The organism is Pseudomonas rhizophila (assembly GCF_003033885.1).
In the GTDB taxonomy this organism is placed as follows: Bacteria; Pseudomonadota; Gammaproteobacteria; order Pseudomonadales; family Pseudomonadaceae; genus Aquipseudomonas; species Aquipseudomonas rhizophila.
Genome location: NZ_CP024081.1, coordinates 709,290 through 725,959, shown reverse-complemented (window position 1 = coordinate 725,959; position 16,670 = coordinate 709,290). Strand labels below are relative to the sequence as shown.

Genomic DNA, 16,670 nt, shown 5'->3' with positions numbered 1-16,670 from the left:
GCGCGATTAAATCTCGCAAACCCGCCTAAAAACAGAACTTATCTCAATTTTTCCCGACTGCTTGCGATCCGCCCTCCGCGCGGTTAGGGTTGAAGGCATGAAAACCTCTCACACCCTCATTCAGCTTCGCCAGCACCGCAGCCTGTGCCTCGTCAGCGCACGACTGCCGGGCTGAATCGCGGCACCTCGTTCCGGCTGTAAAGCCACCCCGTTCGAACCACCGGCAGGCCGCCTTTTCCCGGCCACGACAATAAAAGGATTCTGCGATGAGCATGCTCAAAGACCCGTCTTCCAAGTACCGCGCCTTCCCGACCATCAACCTGCCGGATCGCACCTGGCCGTCGAAGACCATCACCGCCGCGCCGATCTGGTGCAGCTCCGACCTGCGTGACGGCAATCAGTCGCTGATCGAGCCGATGGACGCCGCCAAGAAGCTGCGTTTCTGGAAAACCCTGGTCGCTGTGGGCGTGAAGGAAATCGAAGCGTCGTTCCCGGCGGCTTCGCAGACCGACTTCGACTTCGTGCGTACCCTCATCGAAGAAGGCCACATCCCGGACGACACCACCATCCAGGTGCTGACCCAGGCCCGTGAAGACCTGATCGCCCGCACGTTCGAATCCCTGCGCGGCGCGAAAAAAGCCATCGTCCACCTGTACAACGCCACCAGCCCTTCGTTCCGCCGCATCGTGTTCAACCAGGACAAGGAAGGCGTGAAGGAAATCGCGGTGAATGCAGCCAAGCTGTTCGTCAAATACGCCGCCCAGCAGCCAGAAACCCAGTGGCAGTTCGAATACTCGCCAGAAACCTTCAGCGCCACCGAGCTGGAATTCGCCAAGGAAGTCTGCGACGCAGTGATCGAGGTCTGGAACCCGACGCCTGAGCGCAAGGTCATCCTCAACCTGCCGGCCACCGTGGAAGTCGCGACTCCGAACGTCTACGCCGACCAGATCGAGTGGTTCGGTCGCAACATCACCCGTCGCGACAGCGTGCTCATCAGCCTGCACACCCATAACGACCGTGGCACCGGCGTAGCCGCCACCGAACTGGGCCTGATGGCCGGCGCCGACCGTGTCGAAGGCTGCCTGTTCGGCAACGGCGAACGCACCGGTAACGTCGACCTGGTGACCGTCGCGCTGAACCTCTACACCCAGGGCATCAACCCTGAGCTGGATTTCTCCGACATCGACGGCGTGCGCAAAGTGGTCGAAGAGTGCAACCAGATCCCGGTGCACCCGCGTCATCCGTACGTGGGCGACCTGGTTCACACCGCGTTCTCCGGCTCGCACCAGGATGCCATTCGCAAAGGTTTTGCCCAGCAGAAACCGGACACCCTGTGGGAAGTGCCGTACCTGCCGATCGACCCGGCCGACATCGGCCGCAGCTACGAGGCGGTGATCCGGGTCAACAGCCAGTCGGGCAAGGGCGGTATCGCCTACCTGCTGGAACAGGAATACGGCATCAGCCTGCCGCGTCGCATGCAGATCGAGTTCAGTCAGGTGGTTCAGCGCGAAACCGATCGCCTGGGCCTGGAAATGACCGCCCAGCAGATCCATGCCCTGCTCCACAGCGAATACCTGCAAGCCAACACCCCGTACGCGCTGGTCAGCCATCGTCTGCAGGAAGAAAACGGCAACAGCGCCGTGGAAGTCGAAGTGGCCAGCAAGGGCCAGGGCGAGACCAACCTGCACTGGCGCGGCAAGGGCAACGGCGCGCTGGAAGCGCTGGTGGCCGGGCTGCCGATTCCGGTGGAGATCATGGACTACAACGAACACGCCATCGGCGCCGGCACCAACGCCAAGGCTGCGGCGTACATCGAGCTGCGGGTCAACGGCGAGCGTGCGGTGCACGGCGTGGGCATCGACGAAAACATCACTACCGCCAGCTTCAAGGCCCTGTTCAGCGCGCTGAACCGCTCCCTGAGCCAGCCGGAAGCCAAAGCGGCCTGATGGTTTAGCTGAAATGCAAAAAGGCCCTGGGGTGTGAACCCTGGGGCCTTTTTGTTTGGCTGATGACTTGGGTGACTGTTCCGGCCTCATCGCGAGCAGGCTCGCTCCCACAGGGAATCTGAGGTGGGCACAGGATTTTGAACCCGCTGAAGATCAGTGTGGGAGCGAGCCTGCTCGCGATGGCGGCCTGTCAGGCAATACAAGTCTCAGGCATGGGTATCAATCGAAATAGTCATCGCCTGCAGCAAAGCGGCCTGCAAGGTCTGCAATGTGGCCTGGGTCGCCATGATCTGAGTCTGGATCGCCATGGCTTCCTGGGCTTTCTGCTCCTGGTTGGCCTGGCTTTTCTGCACGCGAGCCAACTGGGCTTGCTGCTCGGCCAGCAGTTTTTCAGTTTGCTCTATCTGTTTTTTCAGCTGCTCGATGACATCGCCGCTGCCGCTGGCTGGAGCACCGCCGATGTTCGCGCCACTGGTGTCAACTTTCAACTGGCGGTCTTTGTCTTCGCTGGCGTCAGTCGATACCGCAGGGCTGACTGCTGCTTCGTCTTCCGCACCCTTGATGGAAACCTTGGGTGCAGAGAGAGGGTATGGATTTACCGTGATTGCGCTGATGCTGGTCATAAGGGACTTCTCCTTGGCTGCCCCGGTTATCGGCAAACACCAGCGCTTCTGAAGGGCTGAAACGTTTCAATCAGATGAATTCAAAACGATCGGCATCCAGGTTCGCCGGAAAGCGAGTGCGATATGCCGCCAGCTCCGCCGCACTCAGGCACACAGTGAATACCCCGTCGGCCTCACCGGTGCTGAGCAGGGTTTCACCCTGGAAGTCCAGCACCTGACTGTCACCGGTATAGGCAAAGCCCTTGCCGTCGTGGCCGATGCGGTTTACCGCGGCCACGTAGCACAGGTTCTCGATTGCTCGGGCCGGCAGCAGACGATTCCAATGCTGGCGCCGCGCGCCGGGCCAGTTGGCGGTGTACAGCAACAGGTCGGTGTCCTCGGCGTCGCGGCTCCACACCGGGAAACGCAGGTCATAGCAAATCAGCGGGCGGATCCGCCAGCCGTTGAGTTCGAACAGCACCTGGCGCTCGCCCGGCGTGTAGTGATTGTGCTCACCGGCCATGCGGAACAAATGACGCTTGTCGTAATGCAGCACTTCGCCGTCCGGTCGTGCCCAGAGCAGACGATTGCGATGGCTGCCGTCGGCGGCCTGGATAATCACACTGCCGGTGATCACCGCTCCGAGCTTCGCAGCCTGAGCCTGGAGCCACTTATGCGAAGGACCGTTTTCCGGCTCAGCCAGGGTCTCGGACTCCATGGAAAAACCCGTGGTGAACATTTCCGGCAGGATAATCAGGTCCGCCCCGCGCGCCTGCGCAAGCAAGCCCTCGAAATGTTCCAGGTTGGCCTGGCGATCGTGCCAGGCCAGGGTGGTCTGGATCAGCGCAACATTGAGATTGGGCAAGGTACTCAGATCACGCATAGTTTTTCCGCCGCTTCGCGCAGCGTCTCCTCGCGTTTGGCAAAGCACAGGCGCACCAGGCGCTGGCCTTCGGGTGGGTTCTGGTAGAACACCGAGACAGGGATCGTCGCCACGCCGTGCTCACGGGTCATCCAGACTGCCATGTCGACGTCATTGAGGTCCGGGCGGATCTGCGAGTAATCCACCAGTTGGAAATAGGTGCCGGGTACTCGCTTGAAACTGAAGCGCGAGGGGGCCAGCAAATCGCAGAACAGGTCACGCTTGGCCTGGTAGAAGTCCGGCAGTTCTTCGACGTGCTCCGGGTGATCGGCCATGTAGTCAGCCAGGGCGTACTGCAACGGCGTCACGCCGCAGAAGCTGACGTACTGATGCACCTTGCGCAGTTCCGCCGTCAGGGCGGGTGGCGCCACCACATAGCCGGTTTTCCAGCCGGTGACGTGGTAGGTCTTGCCAAACGAACTGACCACAAAGGCCCGCCGGTACAGTTCTTCATGGGCCAGGACACTGGCGTGGGCGACGCCGTCGAACACCAGGTGTTCGTAAACTTCGTCACTGATCAGGTAAATATCGCGGTCACGAATCAGCGCCGCCAACTGGTCGAGTTCGGCGCGGCTGATCAGCGCGCCACTGGGATTGTGCGGCGTGTTGAGAATGATCATGCGCGTACGCGGGCTCAAAGCTTCACCGAGCTTCTGGAAATCGATGGCGAAATCATCCAGGCCCAATTGCACATGCACACAACGGCCACCGGCCAACTCGACGGCGGGCTCATAGCTGTCGTAGCAAGGGTCGAACACGATCACTTCGTCGCCGCTGTGAACCACTGCCGCGATGGCGCAGAAAATCGCCTGGGTCGCACCGGGGGTCACGGTCACTTCCTGGTCGGCATCGACGGTGACGCCATAGCTGCGGGCGATCTTCGCCGCGATCTGCTGGCGCAGCGCCGGCAAACCGGTCATGGGCGAGTATTGGTTATGCCCTTGGGCGACATGCCGGCCGACTGCATCGCGCAGGGCCTGCGGACCATCGAAATCGGGAAACCCCTGGGACAGATTGAGCGCGCCGGTCTGCGCGGCGAGCTGGGACATCTGGGTGAAGATAGTGATGCCGACATTCGGCAACTTGCTGGTGATCATTGGGGGTTCCCTGCGTCTACACCCGGCTCTGGTGCGGCGCGGGAGAGGTCGAGGATAGCCCAATCGCCGGGCATGAAAAAGGGTGCCACCAAGGGCACCCTTCTTACGCTGACACAACTCATACCCTGTGGGAGCGAGCTTGCTCGCGATGGCGGTGGATCAGCATGCATCCCTGTTGATGTACTGCCGCTATCGCGAGCAAGCTCGCTCCCACAGTGGAACTGCGGTGACTATCGATCAGCGTTTATCACGACGCTTCTTGTCGGCCTTCTTGTGGTGCGACATCAAGCGGCGCTTCTTGTTGACCTGACGGTCGGTGAGCGTGTTCTTGTTGCCTTCGTACGGGTTCTCGCCGCCCTTGAACTCGATGCGGATCGGCGTGCCGACCAGCTTCAGGACGCGGCGATAAGTGTTTTCCAGATACCGGACGTACGACTTGGGCACCTTCTCGATCTGGTTACCGTGAATCACGATGATCGGCGGGTTGGCACCACCCAGGTGAGCGTAACGCAGCTTGATCCGGCGGTTGTTGACCATCGGTGGCGCGTGCTCGCCGACGGCGTCTTCCAGGATCTGGGTCAGACGGTTGGTCGGCCAGCGGGTGACCGCCGACTTGAACGAGTTCTGCACCGACGCGTAGAGGTTGCCCACGCCCGTACCGTGCAAGGCCGAAATGAAGTGGATGTCGGCGAAGTCAACGAAGAACAGGCGACGCTGCAGTTCGATCTTGACGAAATCCCGTTCGCTAGGCGTCATGCCGTCCCACTTGTTGATCGCGATGACCAACGCACGGCCGGCTTCCAGGGCGAAGCCCAGCAGGTTCAGGTCGTGATCGACCACGCCTTCGCGGGCGTCCATCACGAAGATCACCACGTTAGCGTCTTTGATCGCCTGCAGGGTTTTGACCACGGAGAATTTTTCGACTTCTTCGTGGATCTTGCCGCGCTTGCGCACACCGGCCGTGTCGATCAGCGTGTACTTCTCTTCGTTACGCTCGAACGGGATGTAGATACTGTCGCGGGTGGTGCCGGGCTGGTCGTACACGATGACCCGGTCTTCGCCGAGCATGCGGTTGACCAGCGTCGACTTGCCGACGTTCGGGCGGCCGATGATGGCGATCTTGATCCCGTCTTTTTCGCTAGGGCCAGGAATGCGCTTGGCTTCCTCGCCTTCGGCAACGATTTCTTCTTCACCGTCTTCCGGTTCGTCTTCGTCGTCTTTGGGGAAATCAGCCAGGGCGATTTCCAGCATCTGGGTGATGCCACGACCGTGGGCGCCGGCGATCGGGATCGCCTGGCCCATGCCCAACGGCGCGAATTCAGCGCGAGCCATGTCCGGGTCGATGTTGTCGACCTTGTTGGCCACCACGTAGGAACGCTTGTTACGTTTGCGCAGATGCTCGGCGATCATCTGGTCGGCGGCGGTAAAACCGGCCTTGGCGTCTACCAGGAACAGCACCACATCCGCTTCTTCGATGGCGAGCAGCGACTGCTCGGCCATTTTTTCGTCCATGCCGTGTTCATCACCGGAGATGCCACCGGTGTCGACCAGAATATAGGTACGCCCTTGCCACTTGGCCTCACCGTATTGGCGATCACGGGTCAGACCGGACAAGTCGCCGACAATGGCGTCGCGAGTCCTGGTCAGGCGGTTGAACAAGGTGGACTTGCCGACGTTCGGTCGGCCCACCAGGGCGATTACGGGAACCATGCGGCTCTCCACTTCGTTATTTCAGAAAATACAAAAGCCGCTGCGAGGCAGCGGCTGGTGCTCGGGGGCCATCCTGTGGGAGCGAGCCTGCTCGCGAAAGCGTTGGATCAGTCGACATCCATGCCACTGGACCACCGCATTCGCGAGCAGGCTCGCGCCCACAAAAATGAAGCCGCTTGGGATTAACCCAAGCATAGTCTTACTTGATGGTCAGGGCTTCCAGTTTGCCGCTGTTGCCATACACATAAATCATGTTGCCCACCACCAGCGGACGGGCACGCAGGCCGTCGCTGTCGATGCGCTCACGGCCGACGAAGCGACCGTCCACCTGGCTGAGCAGGTGCAGGTAACCTTCCAGGTCACCGACTGCAACGTAGCTGGAGAACACTTCCGGGGCCGACAGTTGACGACGGGCCAGGGAGTCGTTGCTCCACAATGCGGTGGTGGAACGCTCGTCGACGCCTTCAACCGTGCCCGAGGACAGGCTCACGTAGACGCTGCCCAAACCCTCGGCGACACCGGCGTAGCTGGACGCATCGCGCTGCCACAGCGGGCGACCGCTTTCCAGGTCCAGCGCCGCAACGCGTCCCTGGTAGCTGGCAACGTACAGAGTACTGCCAGACAGCAGCAGGCCGCCGTCGATGTCGACCACGCGCTCCAGCTCCGAACGGCCCTGTGGGATGGCCACGCGCTGTTCCCAGACCGGCACGCCGTTGGAAATATCCAGGGCCACCACTTTACCGGTCGACAACCCGGCCACCGCGAGGCGGTTGGTGACGATCGGCGCACTGGTGCCGCGCAGGGTCAGTACCGCCGGAGTGCTGTCGTACAACCAGCGCTGCTCGCCAGTGGCGGCATCCAGACCGATCAGGCTGTCATCCTGGGTCTGTACCACGACCACGTCACCGTTGGTGGCCGGCGGTGCGAGGACTTCACTGGTCACGCGAGCGCGCCATTTCTCTTCACCGCTGCTGGCGTCCAGGGCCACGATTTCGCCCTTGAGCGTGCCGATCATGACCAGCCCGTAACCCACGCCAACGGCGCCGGAAACGGGCAATTCGAGATCCTGCTCCCACTTGACGTCGCCATTGGTGCGATCCATCGCCATCACCACGCCAGTGACGTCGGAGGCATAGATAGTGTCGCCATCGATGGCTGGCACCAGCATGTTGTAGGTTTCACCCTGGCCGTCACCGATGGAGCGACTCCATTGCTTCTGCAGCACGACTTCTTCTTTGAAGTCGGTCAGTTCGGCCGGTGGCAGTTCTTTCTTGCTGTTGCTGCTGCAACCCGCGGCCAGAATGGCCAGAGCCAGCAATGCTGCATGTTTCCAACGGATCACGTCACGCATCCCCTTTGGCCAGGTCGTCCAGCTTGATTTGCAGGCCACCGACCGCGGCTTCATCCGACAGCGCAGCCTTGGCTTTTTGGTAGGCCGCATGGGCCTCATCAGCACGACCAAGCTGTACCAGCAGGTCGCCCTTGAGTTCTTCGCGGGTCGCCAGGAACGCCTTGTCGGCATCACCGTCGAGCAGCTTCAACGCATCTTCGGCCTTGTTCTGCGCCGCCAGCACCTGCGCCAGGCGCTGACGCGCCACTTCGCCCAGGGTCGGGTTGACCGGCTTGTCGACAATGGCCTTCAGCTCGGTGGCGGCGTCGTCCAGCTTGCCGGTGTCTACCGCGACCTTGGCCACGAACAGACGGCCATATTGCGCGTAGGCGGTGCCGCCGAATTCGTTGTCGAGCTTGCCAGCCAACTCCGCCACGCGGGCAGCGTCAGGCTTGCCGTCCGGGGTCAGGGTGGTTTCCAGCAACTGCTGATAGAGCATCGAAGCGCCTTGCGCCTGGTTGCTCTGGTACTTCTGCCAGGCCTGCCAGCCGAACACGATGACCAGCGCCAACAGGCCGCCAGTGACCAGCGGCTTGCCGTTGCGCGTCCACCAGTCCTTCAAATCCGCCAGCTGTTCATCTTCGGTACTCGACACCCCAATACTCCTTAATCGCTAAATCGGCTGTTTGACAGCTTCAACCCTGCACGACGCAGGTGGCCAGGTGTGCGGCAAGCGCATCCCAGGCAATGCTTTGTTGTTCGCCCTGGCCACGCAGGGGTTTGAAACCTACCACTTGCTGGGCCAATTCGTCGTCACCAAGAATCAGTGCATACAGCGCACCGCTCTTGTCGGCCTTCTTGAACTGGCTCTTGAAGCTGCCGCCGCCGGCGTTGATCTGCAGGCGCAGGTTGGGCAACTGGTCGCGGACCCGCTCGCTCAGCGCCAGGGCCGCCAGTTCGGCTGCTTCGCCGAAGGCGCACAGGTAAACGTCGACCTGACGGGCGATTTCCTGCGGGATCTTGTCCAGCGTCTCAAGCATCAACACCAGACGTTCGATGCCCATGGCAAAACCCACGCCCGAGGTCGGCTTTCCGCCCATCTGTTCCACCAGCCCGTCGTAACGGCCGCCGGCACACACAGTTCCCTGGGCGCCCAACTTGTCGGTGACCCATTCAAAGACGGTCTTGCTGTAGTAATCCAGCCCGCGGACCAGCTTCGGGTTGATGACATAGGGAATACCGACGGCATCCAGGCGCGCCTTCAGCCCCTCGAAGTGCGCACGGGATTCATCGTCGAGGTAGTCAGCCATCTTCGGCGCATCGACCAGGATCGCCTGCGTGTCGGCGTTCTTGGTATCCAACACCCGCAGCGGATTGGTCTTGAGGCGGCGCTGACTGTCTTCGTCCAGCTTGTCCAGGTGAGCGGACAGGAACTCCACCAGCGCTTCGCGGTAGCGCCCACGGGACTCGCTGGTGCCCAGGCTGTTGAGTTCGAGCTTGACCGCATCACGAATGCCCAGCTCGCCCCACAGGCGCCAGGTCAATACGATCAGCTCGGCGTCGATGTCCGGACCGTCGAGGTTGAATACCTCCAGGCCTATCTGGTGGAACTGGCGATAACGACCTTTCTGCGGACGCTCGTGGCGAAACATCGGGCCGATGTACCAGAGTTTCTGCACCTGGCCACCACCGGTAATGCCGTGCTCGAGCACTGCACGCACGCACGCCGCCGTACCTTCGGGGCGCAGGGTCAGCGAATCGCCGTTGCGGTCTTCAAAGGTGTACATCTCTTTTTCGACGATGTCGGTCACTTCGCCGATGGAACGCTTGAACAGTTCGGTGAACTCGACGATCGGCATGCGGATCTGCCGGTAACCGTAGTTATCCAGCAAACGCGCCACGGTGCCCTCGAAATAGCGCCACAGGGGCGTCTGCTCGGGCAGGATGTCGTTCATGCCACGAATGGCTTGCAGGGACTTGCTCACAGGTAATCCTTAAATTCGTTCGACTCAACCACGCGCGATTACAGCAGCGTCGGCCTCGACCTTTTCGGCCGCTTTCTGGCGGATCAGTCGTTCCAGTTCATCCACCAGATTGTCATTCGTCAGTTTCTGCGACGGCTTGCCGTCGATGTAAATCAGGTTCGGTGTACCGCCGGTGAGGCCGATATGGGCTTCCTTGGCTTCACCTGGCCCGTTGACCACGCAACCAATCACCGCGACATCCAGCGGCACCAGCAGGTCTTCCAGGCGCCCTTCCAGCTCGTTCATGGTCTTGACCACATCGAAGTTCTGCCGCGAGCAGCTTGGGCAGGCGATGAAGTTGATGCCACGGGAACGCAGGTGCAGGGACTTGAGAATGTCGTAGCCGACTTTCACTTCCTCCACCGGATCGGCCGCCAACGAGATGCGGATGGTATCGCCAATTCCTTCGGCGAGCAGCATACCGAGGCCGACGGCGGATTTCACCGTGCCCGAACGCAACCCACCGGCCTCGGTGATGCCCAGGTGCAGCGGCTGGACGATTTCCTTGGCCAGCAAGCGATAGGCTTCGACGGCCATGAACACGTCGGAAGCCTTCACGCTAACCTTGAAGTCCTGGAAGTTCAGGCGCTCCAGGTGCTCGACATGGCGCAGGGCCGACTCCACCAGTGCAGCCGGGGTCGGTTCGCCGTATTTCTTTTGCAGGTCTTTTTCCAGGGAACCGGCGTTGACGCCGATGCGGATCGGAATACCACGGTCGCGGGCGGCATCCACCACCGCACGCACGCGGTCTTCGCGACCGATGTTGCCCGGGTTGATGCGCAGGCAGTCCACACCCAGCTCGGCCACGCGCAGGGCGATGCGGTAGTCGAAGTGAATGTCGGCCACCAGCGGCACTTTGACCAACTGCTTGATTTTGCCGAACGCCTCGGCGGCGTCCATGTCCGGCACGGAAACCCGCACGATGTCGACACCGGCGGCTTCCAGTCGGTTGATCTGCGCAACGGTGGCGGCCACGTCGTTGGTGTCGCTGTTGGTCATGCTTTGCACAGCGATGGGCGCATCGCCGCCAACAGGAACGTTGCCGACCCAGATCTTTCGCGATTCGCGACGTTTGATTGGAGATTCGCCGTGCATGACTTATTGACCCAACTTCAGGCGAGCGGTCTCGCCACTGGTGAACGGAGCCACGTCGACCGGTTGGCCGTTGTAGCTGACCTGCGCGCCACGGGCATATCCCAGGCGCACAGCAAACGGCGGCGTGCCGTTGACGGAAGTGCTGTCGCCCTTGCGCTTGAGGCCACTGAACAGCACCTTGCCGGTGCCATCGGTGATCTGCGTCCAGCAGTCGGCGGTAAATTGAATCTGTACCTGGCCTTGACCGGCTGCGGGAGCGACGGGCGCTACCGCAGTGGTGGAGGCTGTCGGAGTTGCTGGCGCTGCGGCTGGCGCAGCCGGAGTCTCGATGACAGGGGCTGGTGTGCTCGGTACAGCTGGCGCTTGAGTAGCCGGCGCATTGGCGGTCGGGGCTGGCGTGGTGGGTGCAGCAGGCGCGTCTGCCGGAGCGGCCGGCACACTCGGTTCAGCACCGACGGCCGGATCTGCGCCATCCTGCCCCTGAGGCAACACCAGGTTGGTCTCCCCTGCGCTCTGGCCTTCCACCACAGCCTGATCTTCCGGCTCATCCAGTGGATGTATGCGAGTGGTGCCGTCGGCGCCTTCGACCTCGACATGCTCAGGGTTCATGGCGATGGGATCCTTGGCGCGCAAGGCGGCCTGGTCCTGCCACCAGAGGAAACCGCCACCAATCACCGCGATCAACAGCAACAAACTGACGATTCGCAAAATGGTGTGGGAAACGCGAACCGGCTCTTCGATGCGGCCCAGGCTGTGCACGCTGCTGCCCTGGGCGTCGGAACCGGTGTATTGATCGAATTGCTGGACCAGTTCGGTCTGGTCCATGCCGAGCAATTTGGCGTAGGCACGGATGTAGCCCCGAGCGAAAGTATGCCCAGGCAATTTATCGAACGCGCCGGCTTCCAGGTTGCCCAGGGAAGCCACGGTGAGATTGAGCTTGAGGGCCACCTCTGCCAGCGACCAACCATTGCTTTCGCGAGCTTGGCGCAGGGTCTCACCGGGATTTACGCGAGTCGCTGCTACAACTTCAGGATGCGCCGCTTTCATCATTGCTCCGACAGGTATTGCTGATATTCCGGCGTACCGGGATAGAGTCTTTTTAGTTGCAGGCCAAAACTGGCGGCCTTGTCACGATCTTCGAACACGTGGGCCAGCCGAACACCGAGCAATAGACTACGTGCATTTTGCTCGCTCAGCAGGCTAAAACGTTCGTAATAATCGCGCGCGGGCACATAATGCCTGTCTTCGTAAGACAACTCAGCCATTTCCAGCAATGCCCGTGGCTGCTGGCGGTTGAGCCGCAGCGCTTTTTCAAGCTGCTGGCGAGCCAGATCACGCTGGCCGAGTTTCGAGGCCGTCATGCCCAGGTTTTCAAACACCCGCGAACGCTCGGGGTAAAGGGTATCGGCGGTCGCCTGCTCGAAGCGCTCGTAGGCCTCTTTGTAACGCTTCTGCTCGAAAAGGAAGCTGCCGTAGTTGTTCAGGATCCGCGCATCCTGCGGCACAGCGGAGAGCGCCTTGCGAAAATGCGCGTCGGCCAGTTCAGATTCCATCTCGGCCTGGAATACCAACGCCAGGGCCGCGTTGGCATCAGCATCTGAATCGTCCAGCTCCAGGGCTTTCTTGAGCGGCACCTTGGCCCGCTCGGTCATGCCCTGTTGCAGATAGCCTATGCCCAGTTGCACATAGGCTTCACGCGCCTCGTCGCGCCCCTTGCTGGTTTTCATGGGGTTGTAGTCACCCGACAGAACACAGCCGGTGCAAAGACCGGCCAACAGCAACAGCAGCGCGAAGCGCAGGGACATAGAGTTCCTCTCTTAGTGACTGTTCGCAGCGTTTTGCGCGACATCGTCGGCGGCGTTCAACTCACGCACGGCAATGTAGCGTTCACTGCGACGGGTGCGATCCAGCACCTGTCCTACCAATTGGCCACACGCGGCATCGATGTCTTCGCCGCGGGTGGTACGCACGGTGACGTTGAAGCCCGCGTGATGAAGCTGGTCCTGGAAGCGACGAATCGCGTTGTTGCTCGGACGCTCGTAACCGGAATGCGGGAACGGGTTGAACGGGATCAGGTTGATCTTGCAAGGGATGTTCTTGAGCAGCTCGATCATCTCGACCGCGTGTTCAACCTTGTCGTTCACGTCCTTGAGCAGCGTGTACTCGATGGTCAGCACGCGTTTTTCGCCCAGGGACGACATGTAGCGCTGACACGATTCCAGCAGCATCTTAAGCGGATATTTCTTGTTGATCGGCACCAATTGGTTACGCAATGCGTCATTGGGTGCGTGCAGTGACAACGCCAGGGAGACGTCGATGTGCTTGGCCAGCTCATCGATCATCGGCACCACGCCGGAGGTGGACAGGGTCACCCGGCGCTTGGAGATGCCATAACCCAGGTCATCCATCATCAGGTGCATGGCAGCGATGACGTTGTCGAAGTTCAACAGCGGCTCACCCATGCCCATCATCACCACGTTGGTGATGGCACGGTCGACGGTCGCCGGGACGCTGCCAAAGGATTTGTTGGCAATCCACACCTGGCCGATCACTTCGGCGGCGGTGAGGTTGCTATTGAAGCCTTGCTTGCCGGTGGAGCAGAAACTGCAATCCAGGGCACAGCCTGCCTGGGACGAAACGCACAAAGTGCCGCGTTTGCCCTGGGGAATGTAGACGGTCTCGACGCAGCTGCCGGACGCCACGCGCACCACCCACTTACGGGTGCCGTCGCTGGAGATGTCCTCGCTGACCACTTCCGGACCGCGAATTTCAGCAACGGCCTTGAGCTTTTCGCGCAGGGCCTTGCTGACATTCGTCATGGCGTCGAAGTCGTCGACGCCAAAGTGGTGAATCCATTTCATCACCTGGCCGGCACGGAAACGCTTCTCCCCGATCGAGTCGAAGAATTTCTCCATTTCCGGCTGGGTCAGGCCCAACAGGTTGGTTTTGCCGTTCGATGTAGTCATGGATTCACCTTCACTCAAAAGCCTGGGCTTAGCGAGTGGTTACTTCAGTAGCGGAGAAAAAGTAAGCGATTTCGCGAGCAGCAGCGGCTTCGGAGTCCGAACCGTGAACGGCGTTGGCGTCGATCGACTCAGCGAAGTCAGCACGGATGGTGCCGGCAGCAGCTTCTTTAGGGTTGGTGGCGCCCATCAGCTCACGGTTGCGAGCAATGGCGTTTTCGCCTTCCAGCACCTGAACGACAACCGGACCGGAAGTCATGAAGGCAACCAGCTCACCGAAGAAGCCGCGCTCGCTGTGCTCAGCGTAGAAGCCTTCGGCTTCGGCTTTGGACAGTTGCTTCATTTTCGAAGCTACAACGCGCAGGCCAGCGTCTTCGAAGCGGGTAACGATCTTGCCGATCACGTTTTTAGCAACGGCGTCAGGCTTGATGATGGAGAAAGTACGTTGAACAGCCATGGTGTAACTCCAGAAACGGTAATTTGCGAAAAATTAAACCCGCGAATTATACGCGGGTTCAGGGGTATTGCCTAACCTGCCAGGTGGATCAGTCGATTTCTTCGATCCAGAGCTGTTGGACGGCCTCCAACACCTTCTCGCCACAACGGCCAGAGGTATTGTCGAAATCGGGAAGCTCCATGATCCAGCGCTGCAGATCGACAAAATTCACAGTCAGCGGATTCACGTCCGGCTTGGCTTCGGCCAGTTCTTCTGCGATGCGTTGTACATCATTCCAACCATAGCTCATGACAGTGTCACCATCAGTGCGGCGCTTCGGCCGCATGGTTAAGCGAATATTTCGGAATTTCGACGGTCAGGTCTTCGGTGCCGACAATGGCTTGGCAGCCCAGACGCGATTGGGCTTCCAGGCCCCAGGCCTTATCGAGGAAATCTTCCTCCAACTCATCCGCTTCTTCCAGCGAATCGAAACCCTCACGAATAATGCAATGGCACGTAGTGCACGCACAGACGCCGCCACAGGCACTTTCCATCTCGATATGGTGCTCATGGGCCAGCTCGAGAATGGAAATTCCGGGCTCACACTCCACGACCATGCCCTCGGGACAGAACTTCTCGTGGGGCAGAAAAATCACCTGCGGCATCAGTTATTCCTCAATTTCATTCAGGTTGCGCCCCGCCAGGGCGGCTTTGACCGTCGAGTCCAGGCGGCGGGCAGCAAAGGCATCGGTGACTTGCGACAGACGCTTGGTCTGCTGCTCGATGGCATAACCATCGGTGCCTTTAATCAATTCAGACAATTCCTGCATTTGCAGCTCGATCACCATGCGTTCCTCGGCGTCCAGCAGACGGTCGCCATCGGCCTCAAGAGCGGCCTGCACGGCTTCGACCAGACGCTGGCCGTCGACCTGTTGCTCGCGCAATACCCGGGCGACCTTGTCGTCGCTGGCATGCTGGAACGAATCCTTGAGCATTTTGGCGATTTCGCCGTCGGTCAGGCCGTAGGACGGCTTGACCTGGATGCTCGCCTCGACGCCCGAACCCAGCTCGCGGGCGGAAACATTGAGCAAACCGTCGGCGTCGACCTGGAAGGTCACGCGGATCTTCGCCGCACCGGCCACCATCGCCGGGATGCCGCGCAATTCGAAGCGGGCCAGGGAACGGCAGTCGCTGATCAGTTCACGCTCGCCTTGCAGCACATGAATCATCATGGCCGACTGGCCGTCTTTATAAGTGGTGAAGTCCTGGGCGCGGGCAACGGGGATGGTGGTGTTGCGCGGAATCACCTTCTCCATCAGGCCGCCCATGGTTTCCAGCCCCAGGGACAATGGAATCACGTCGAGCAACAGCAGCTCGCCGCCGTCGCGCTTGTTGCCGGCCAGTGTATCGGCCTGGATCGCGGCGCCGATGGCAACCACCTGGTCCGGGTCGATTTCAGTCAGCGGCTGGCGGCCAAAGGCCTCGGCAACGGCTTCGCGAACCCGAGGCACACGGGTCGAACCACCAACCATGACCACGGCCTTGACGTCTTCGAGCTCCACGCCGGAATCACGCACGGCGCGGCGGCAAGCCTTGAGGCTGCGGGCAACCATGGGCTCGATCAGCGCATCAAAGGCCTCACGGCTCAGTGCAGCCTTCCAGTCGCCGTACGCCACTTCGACACTTGCAGCGTCGGTCAGGGCTTCCTTGGCGGCGCAGGCCGTTTGCAGCAGGTGACGTTGCGCGCCCGGATCAAGGTCGGCGGACAGGCCCGCTTGCTCGATGATCCAGCCGGCGATGGCGTGATCGAAGTCATCGCCGCCCAGGGCGCTGTCGCCGCCGGTGGCCAGGACTTCGAATACACCGCCGGTCAGGCGCAGAATGGAGATATCAAAGGTGCCGCCGCCTAAGTCATAGATCGCGACGAGGCCTTCGGCGTGCTGGTCCAGACCGTAGGCCACCGCAGCGGCGGTCGGCTCGTTGAGCAGGCGCAGCACGTTCAGACCGGCCAGCTTGGCCGCGTCCTTGGTGGCTTGACGCTGGGCGTCGTCGAAATAGGCCGGGACAGTGATGACCGCACCGACCAATTCGCCGCCCAATGCCGCTTCGGCGCGCTGGCGCAGCACCTTGAGAATGTCAGCGGAAACTTCCACCGGGCTTTTCGGGCCCTGCACCGTTTCAATGAACGGCATGTGGGATTCGCCGTCGACGAAACGGTACGGCAGCTGATCACCCAATTGCTTGACGTCGGACAGACCACGCCCCATCAGGCGCTTGACCGACACAATGGTATTGAACGGATCGGTCGCGGCGGCCAGCTTGGCTGACTCGCCCACTTCCACATGATCGGCGTGATAGCGCACGGCGGACGGCAGGATCACTTGCCCCTGCTCATCGGCCAGCGGTTCGGAAAGACCGCTGCGCAACGCAGCGACCAGGGAATTGGTAGTACCCAAGTCAATTCCCACAGCCAGGCGACGCTGGTGCGGTTGTGGACTTTGGCCGGGTTCGGCGATCTGCAGTAGGGCCATCGTAATCAGGACTT

General features: G+C 60.9%; 16 protein-coding genes. 1 reads left to right on the top strand and 15 read right to left on the bottom strand.

The genetic code is table 11. The annotated features are described in order from the left end of the window. Positions 1-266 precede the first annotated feature (266 nt). A complete protein-coding gene (leuA, locus tag CRX69_RS03335) occupies positions 267-1,946 on the top strand; it encodes a 2-isopropylmalate synthase (protein ID WP_047227484.1) in 1,680 nt (559 codons plus the stop codon). Positions 1,947-2,152: 206 nt separating this feature from the next. Here leuA and CRX69_RS03330 read toward each other — a convergent pair whose 3' ends face one another. The 15 genes from CRX69_RS03330 to hscA all read right to left on the bottom strand — a co-directional run bounded on the left by CRX69_RS03330 (position 2,153) and on the right by hscA (position 16,656). Further along, on the bottom strand, positions 2,153-2,569 hold the full coding sequence (locus tag CRX69_RS03330) for a hypothetical protein (RefSeq protein ID WP_047227483.1): 417 nt from the start codon (positions 2,567-2,569) through the stop codon (positions 2,153-2,155). A gap of 70 nt (positions 2,570-2,639) precedes the next feature. Next, positions 2,640-3,431, bottom strand: coding sequence for an amidohydrolase (locus CRX69_RS03325; protein WP_107323226.1), 792 nt, complete (start codon positions 3,429-3,431; stop codon positions 2,640-2,642). Then, a complete protein-coding gene (locus CRX69_RS03320; protein ID WP_107321540.1) occupies positions 3,419-4,567 on the bottom strand; it encodes a pyridoxal phosphate-dependent aminotransferase in 1,149 nt (382 codons plus the stop codon). Before CRX69_RS03320 ends, CRX69_RS03325 begins: the two co-directional genes overlap by 13 nt. A gap of 237 nt (positions 4,568-4,804) precedes the next feature. Continuing rightward, positions 4,805-6,277 (bottom strand): ribosome biogenesis GTPase Der, encoded by a 1,473-nt coding sequence (der, locus tag CRX69_RS03315; protein ID WP_047227481.1) that lies wholly within the window; start codon positions 6,275-6,277, stop codon positions 4,805-4,807. Positions 6,278-6,476: 199 nt separating this feature from the next. After that, a complete protein-coding gene (gene bamB / locus CRX69_RS03310) occupies positions 6,477-7,628 on the bottom strand; it encodes an outer membrane protein assembly factor BamB (RefSeq protein WP_047227480.1) in 1,152 nt (383 codons plus the stop codon). Next, positions 7,621-8,262, bottom strand: a complete 642-nt coding sequence (locus CRX69_RS03305) for a YfgM family protein (RefSeq protein WP_047227479.1) — start codon at positions 8,260-8,262, stop codon at positions 7,621-7,623. The genes bamB and CRX69_RS03305 overlap by 8 nt, the downstream gene beginning before the upstream one ends. A 40-nt stretch (positions 8,263-8,302) precedes the next feature. After that, positions 8,303-9,592 (bottom strand): histidine--tRNA ligase, encoded by a 1,290-nt coding sequence (hisS, locus tag CRX69_RS03300; protein WP_047227478.1) that lies wholly within the window; start codon positions 9,590-9,592, stop codon positions 8,303-8,305. A 24-nt stretch (positions 9,593-9,616) separates the two neighbouring features. Next, entirely contained in the window at positions 9,617-10,726 is a 1,110-nt protein-coding gene (ispG, locus tag CRX69_RS03295; RefSeq protein WP_003185136.1) for a flavodoxin-dependent (E)-4-hydroxy-3-methylbut-2-enyl-diphosphate synthase, read from the bottom strand. 3 nt (positions 10,727-10,729) lie between these two features. Beyond that, a complete protein-coding gene (locus CRX69_RS03290; RefSeq protein ID WP_107321539.1) occupies positions 10,730-11,773 on the bottom strand; it encodes a RodZ domain-containing protein in 1,044 nt (347 codons plus the stop codon). Next, complete coding sequence (pilW, locus tag CRX69_RS03285; RefSeq protein WP_107321538.1) at positions 11,773-12,531, bottom strand: type IV pilus biogenesis/stability protein PilW; 759 nt, start codon at positions 12,529-12,531, stop codon at positions 11,773-11,775. The genes CRX69_RS03290 and pilW overlap by 1 nt, the downstream gene beginning before the upstream one ends. Positions 12,532-12,543: 12 nt before the next feature. Next, complete coding sequence (rlmN, locus tag CRX69_RS03280) at positions 12,544-13,692, bottom strand: dual-specificity RNA methyltransferase RlmN (RefSeq protein WP_047227475.1); 1,149 nt, start codon at positions 13,690-13,692, stop codon at positions 12,544-12,546. A 28-nt stretch (positions 13,693-13,720) separates the two neighbouring features. Then, on the bottom strand, positions 13,721-14,146 hold the full coding sequence (ndk, locus tag CRX69_RS03275; RefSeq protein ID WP_042727994.1) for a nucleoside-diphosphate kinase: 426 nt from the start codon (positions 14,144-14,146) through the stop codon (positions 13,721-13,723). A gap of 88 nt (positions 14,147-14,234) precedes the next feature. Next, complete coding sequence (gene iscX / locus CRX69_RS03270; RefSeq protein WP_047227474.1) at positions 14,235-14,435, bottom strand: Fe-S cluster assembly protein IscX; 201 nt, start codon at positions 14,433-14,435, stop codon at positions 14,235-14,237. A gap of 13 nt (positions 14,436-14,448) precedes the next feature. Then, on the bottom strand, positions 14,449-14,790 hold the full coding sequence (gene fdx / locus CRX69_RS03265) for an ISC system 2Fe-2S type ferredoxin (RefSeq protein WP_046063912.1): 342 nt from the start codon (positions 14,788-14,790) through the stop codon (positions 14,449-14,451). A 3-nt stretch (positions 14,791-14,793) separates the two neighbouring features. Then, positions 14,794-16,656: a Fe-S protein assembly chaperone HscA gene (hscA, locus tag CRX69_RS03260; RefSeq protein WP_047227473.1), complete on the bottom strand. Its 1,863-nt coding sequence runs from the start codon at positions 16,654-16,656 to the stop codon at positions 14,794-14,796. Between the last annotated feature and the right edge of the window lie 14 nt (positions 16,657-16,670).

Excerpts from the sequence above, each read along its gene's own strand:
- leuA (WP_047227484.1), top strand. The coding sequence starts at position 267 with ATGAGCATGCTCAAAGACCCGTCTTCCAAGTACCGCGCCTTCCCGACC.
- CRX69_RS03330 (WP_047227483.1), bottom strand. The coding sequence starts at position 2,569 with ATGACCAGCATCAGCGCAATCACGGTAAATCCATACCCTCTCTCTGCA.
- CRX69_RS03325 (WP_107323226.1), bottom strand. The coding sequence starts at position 3,431 with ATGCGTGATCTGAGTACCTTGCCCAATCTCAATGTTGCGCTGATCCAG.
- CRX69_RS03320 (WP_107321540.1), bottom strand. The coding sequence starts at position 4,567 with ATGATCACCAGCAAGTTGCCGAATGTCGGCATCACTATCTTCACCCAG.
- der (WP_047227481.1), bottom strand. The coding sequence starts at position 6,277 with ATGGTTCCCGTAATCGCCCTGGTGGGCCGACCGAACGTCGGCAAGTCC.
- bamB (WP_047227480.1), bottom strand. The coding sequence starts at position 7,628 with ATGCGTGACGTGATCCGTTGGAAACATGCAGCATTGCTGGCTCTGGCC.
- ispG (WP_003185136.1), bottom strand. The coding sequence starts at position 10,726 with ATGCACGGCGAATCTCCAATCAAACGTCGCGAATCGCGAAAGATCTGG.
- CRX69_RS03290 (WP_107321539.1), bottom strand. The coding sequence starts at position 11,773 with ATGAAAGCGGCGCATCCTGAAGTTGTAGCAGCGACTCGCGTAAATCCC.
- pilW (WP_107321538.1), bottom strand. The coding sequence starts at position 12,531 with ATGTCCCTGCGCTTCGCGCTGCTGTTGCTGTTGGCCGGTCTTTGCACC.
- rlmN (WP_047227475.1), bottom strand. The coding sequence starts at position 13,692 with ATGACTACATCGAACGGCAAAACCAACCTGTTGGGCCTGACCCAGCCG.
- ndk (WP_042727994.1), bottom strand. The coding sequence starts at position 14,146 with ATGGCTGTTCAACGTACTTTCTCCATCATCAAGCCTGACGCCGTTGCT.
- iscX (WP_047227474.1), bottom strand. The coding sequence starts at position 14,435 with ATGAGCTATGGTTGGAATGATGTACAACGCATCGCAGAAGAACTGGCC.
- fdx (WP_046063912.1), bottom strand. The coding sequence starts at position 14,790 with ATGCCGCAGGTGATTTTTCTGCCCCACGAGAAGTTCTGTCCCGAGGGC.
- hscA (WP_047227473.1), bottom strand. The coding sequence starts at position 16,656 with ATGGCCCTACTGCAGATCGCCGAACCCGGCCAAAGTCCACAACCGCAC.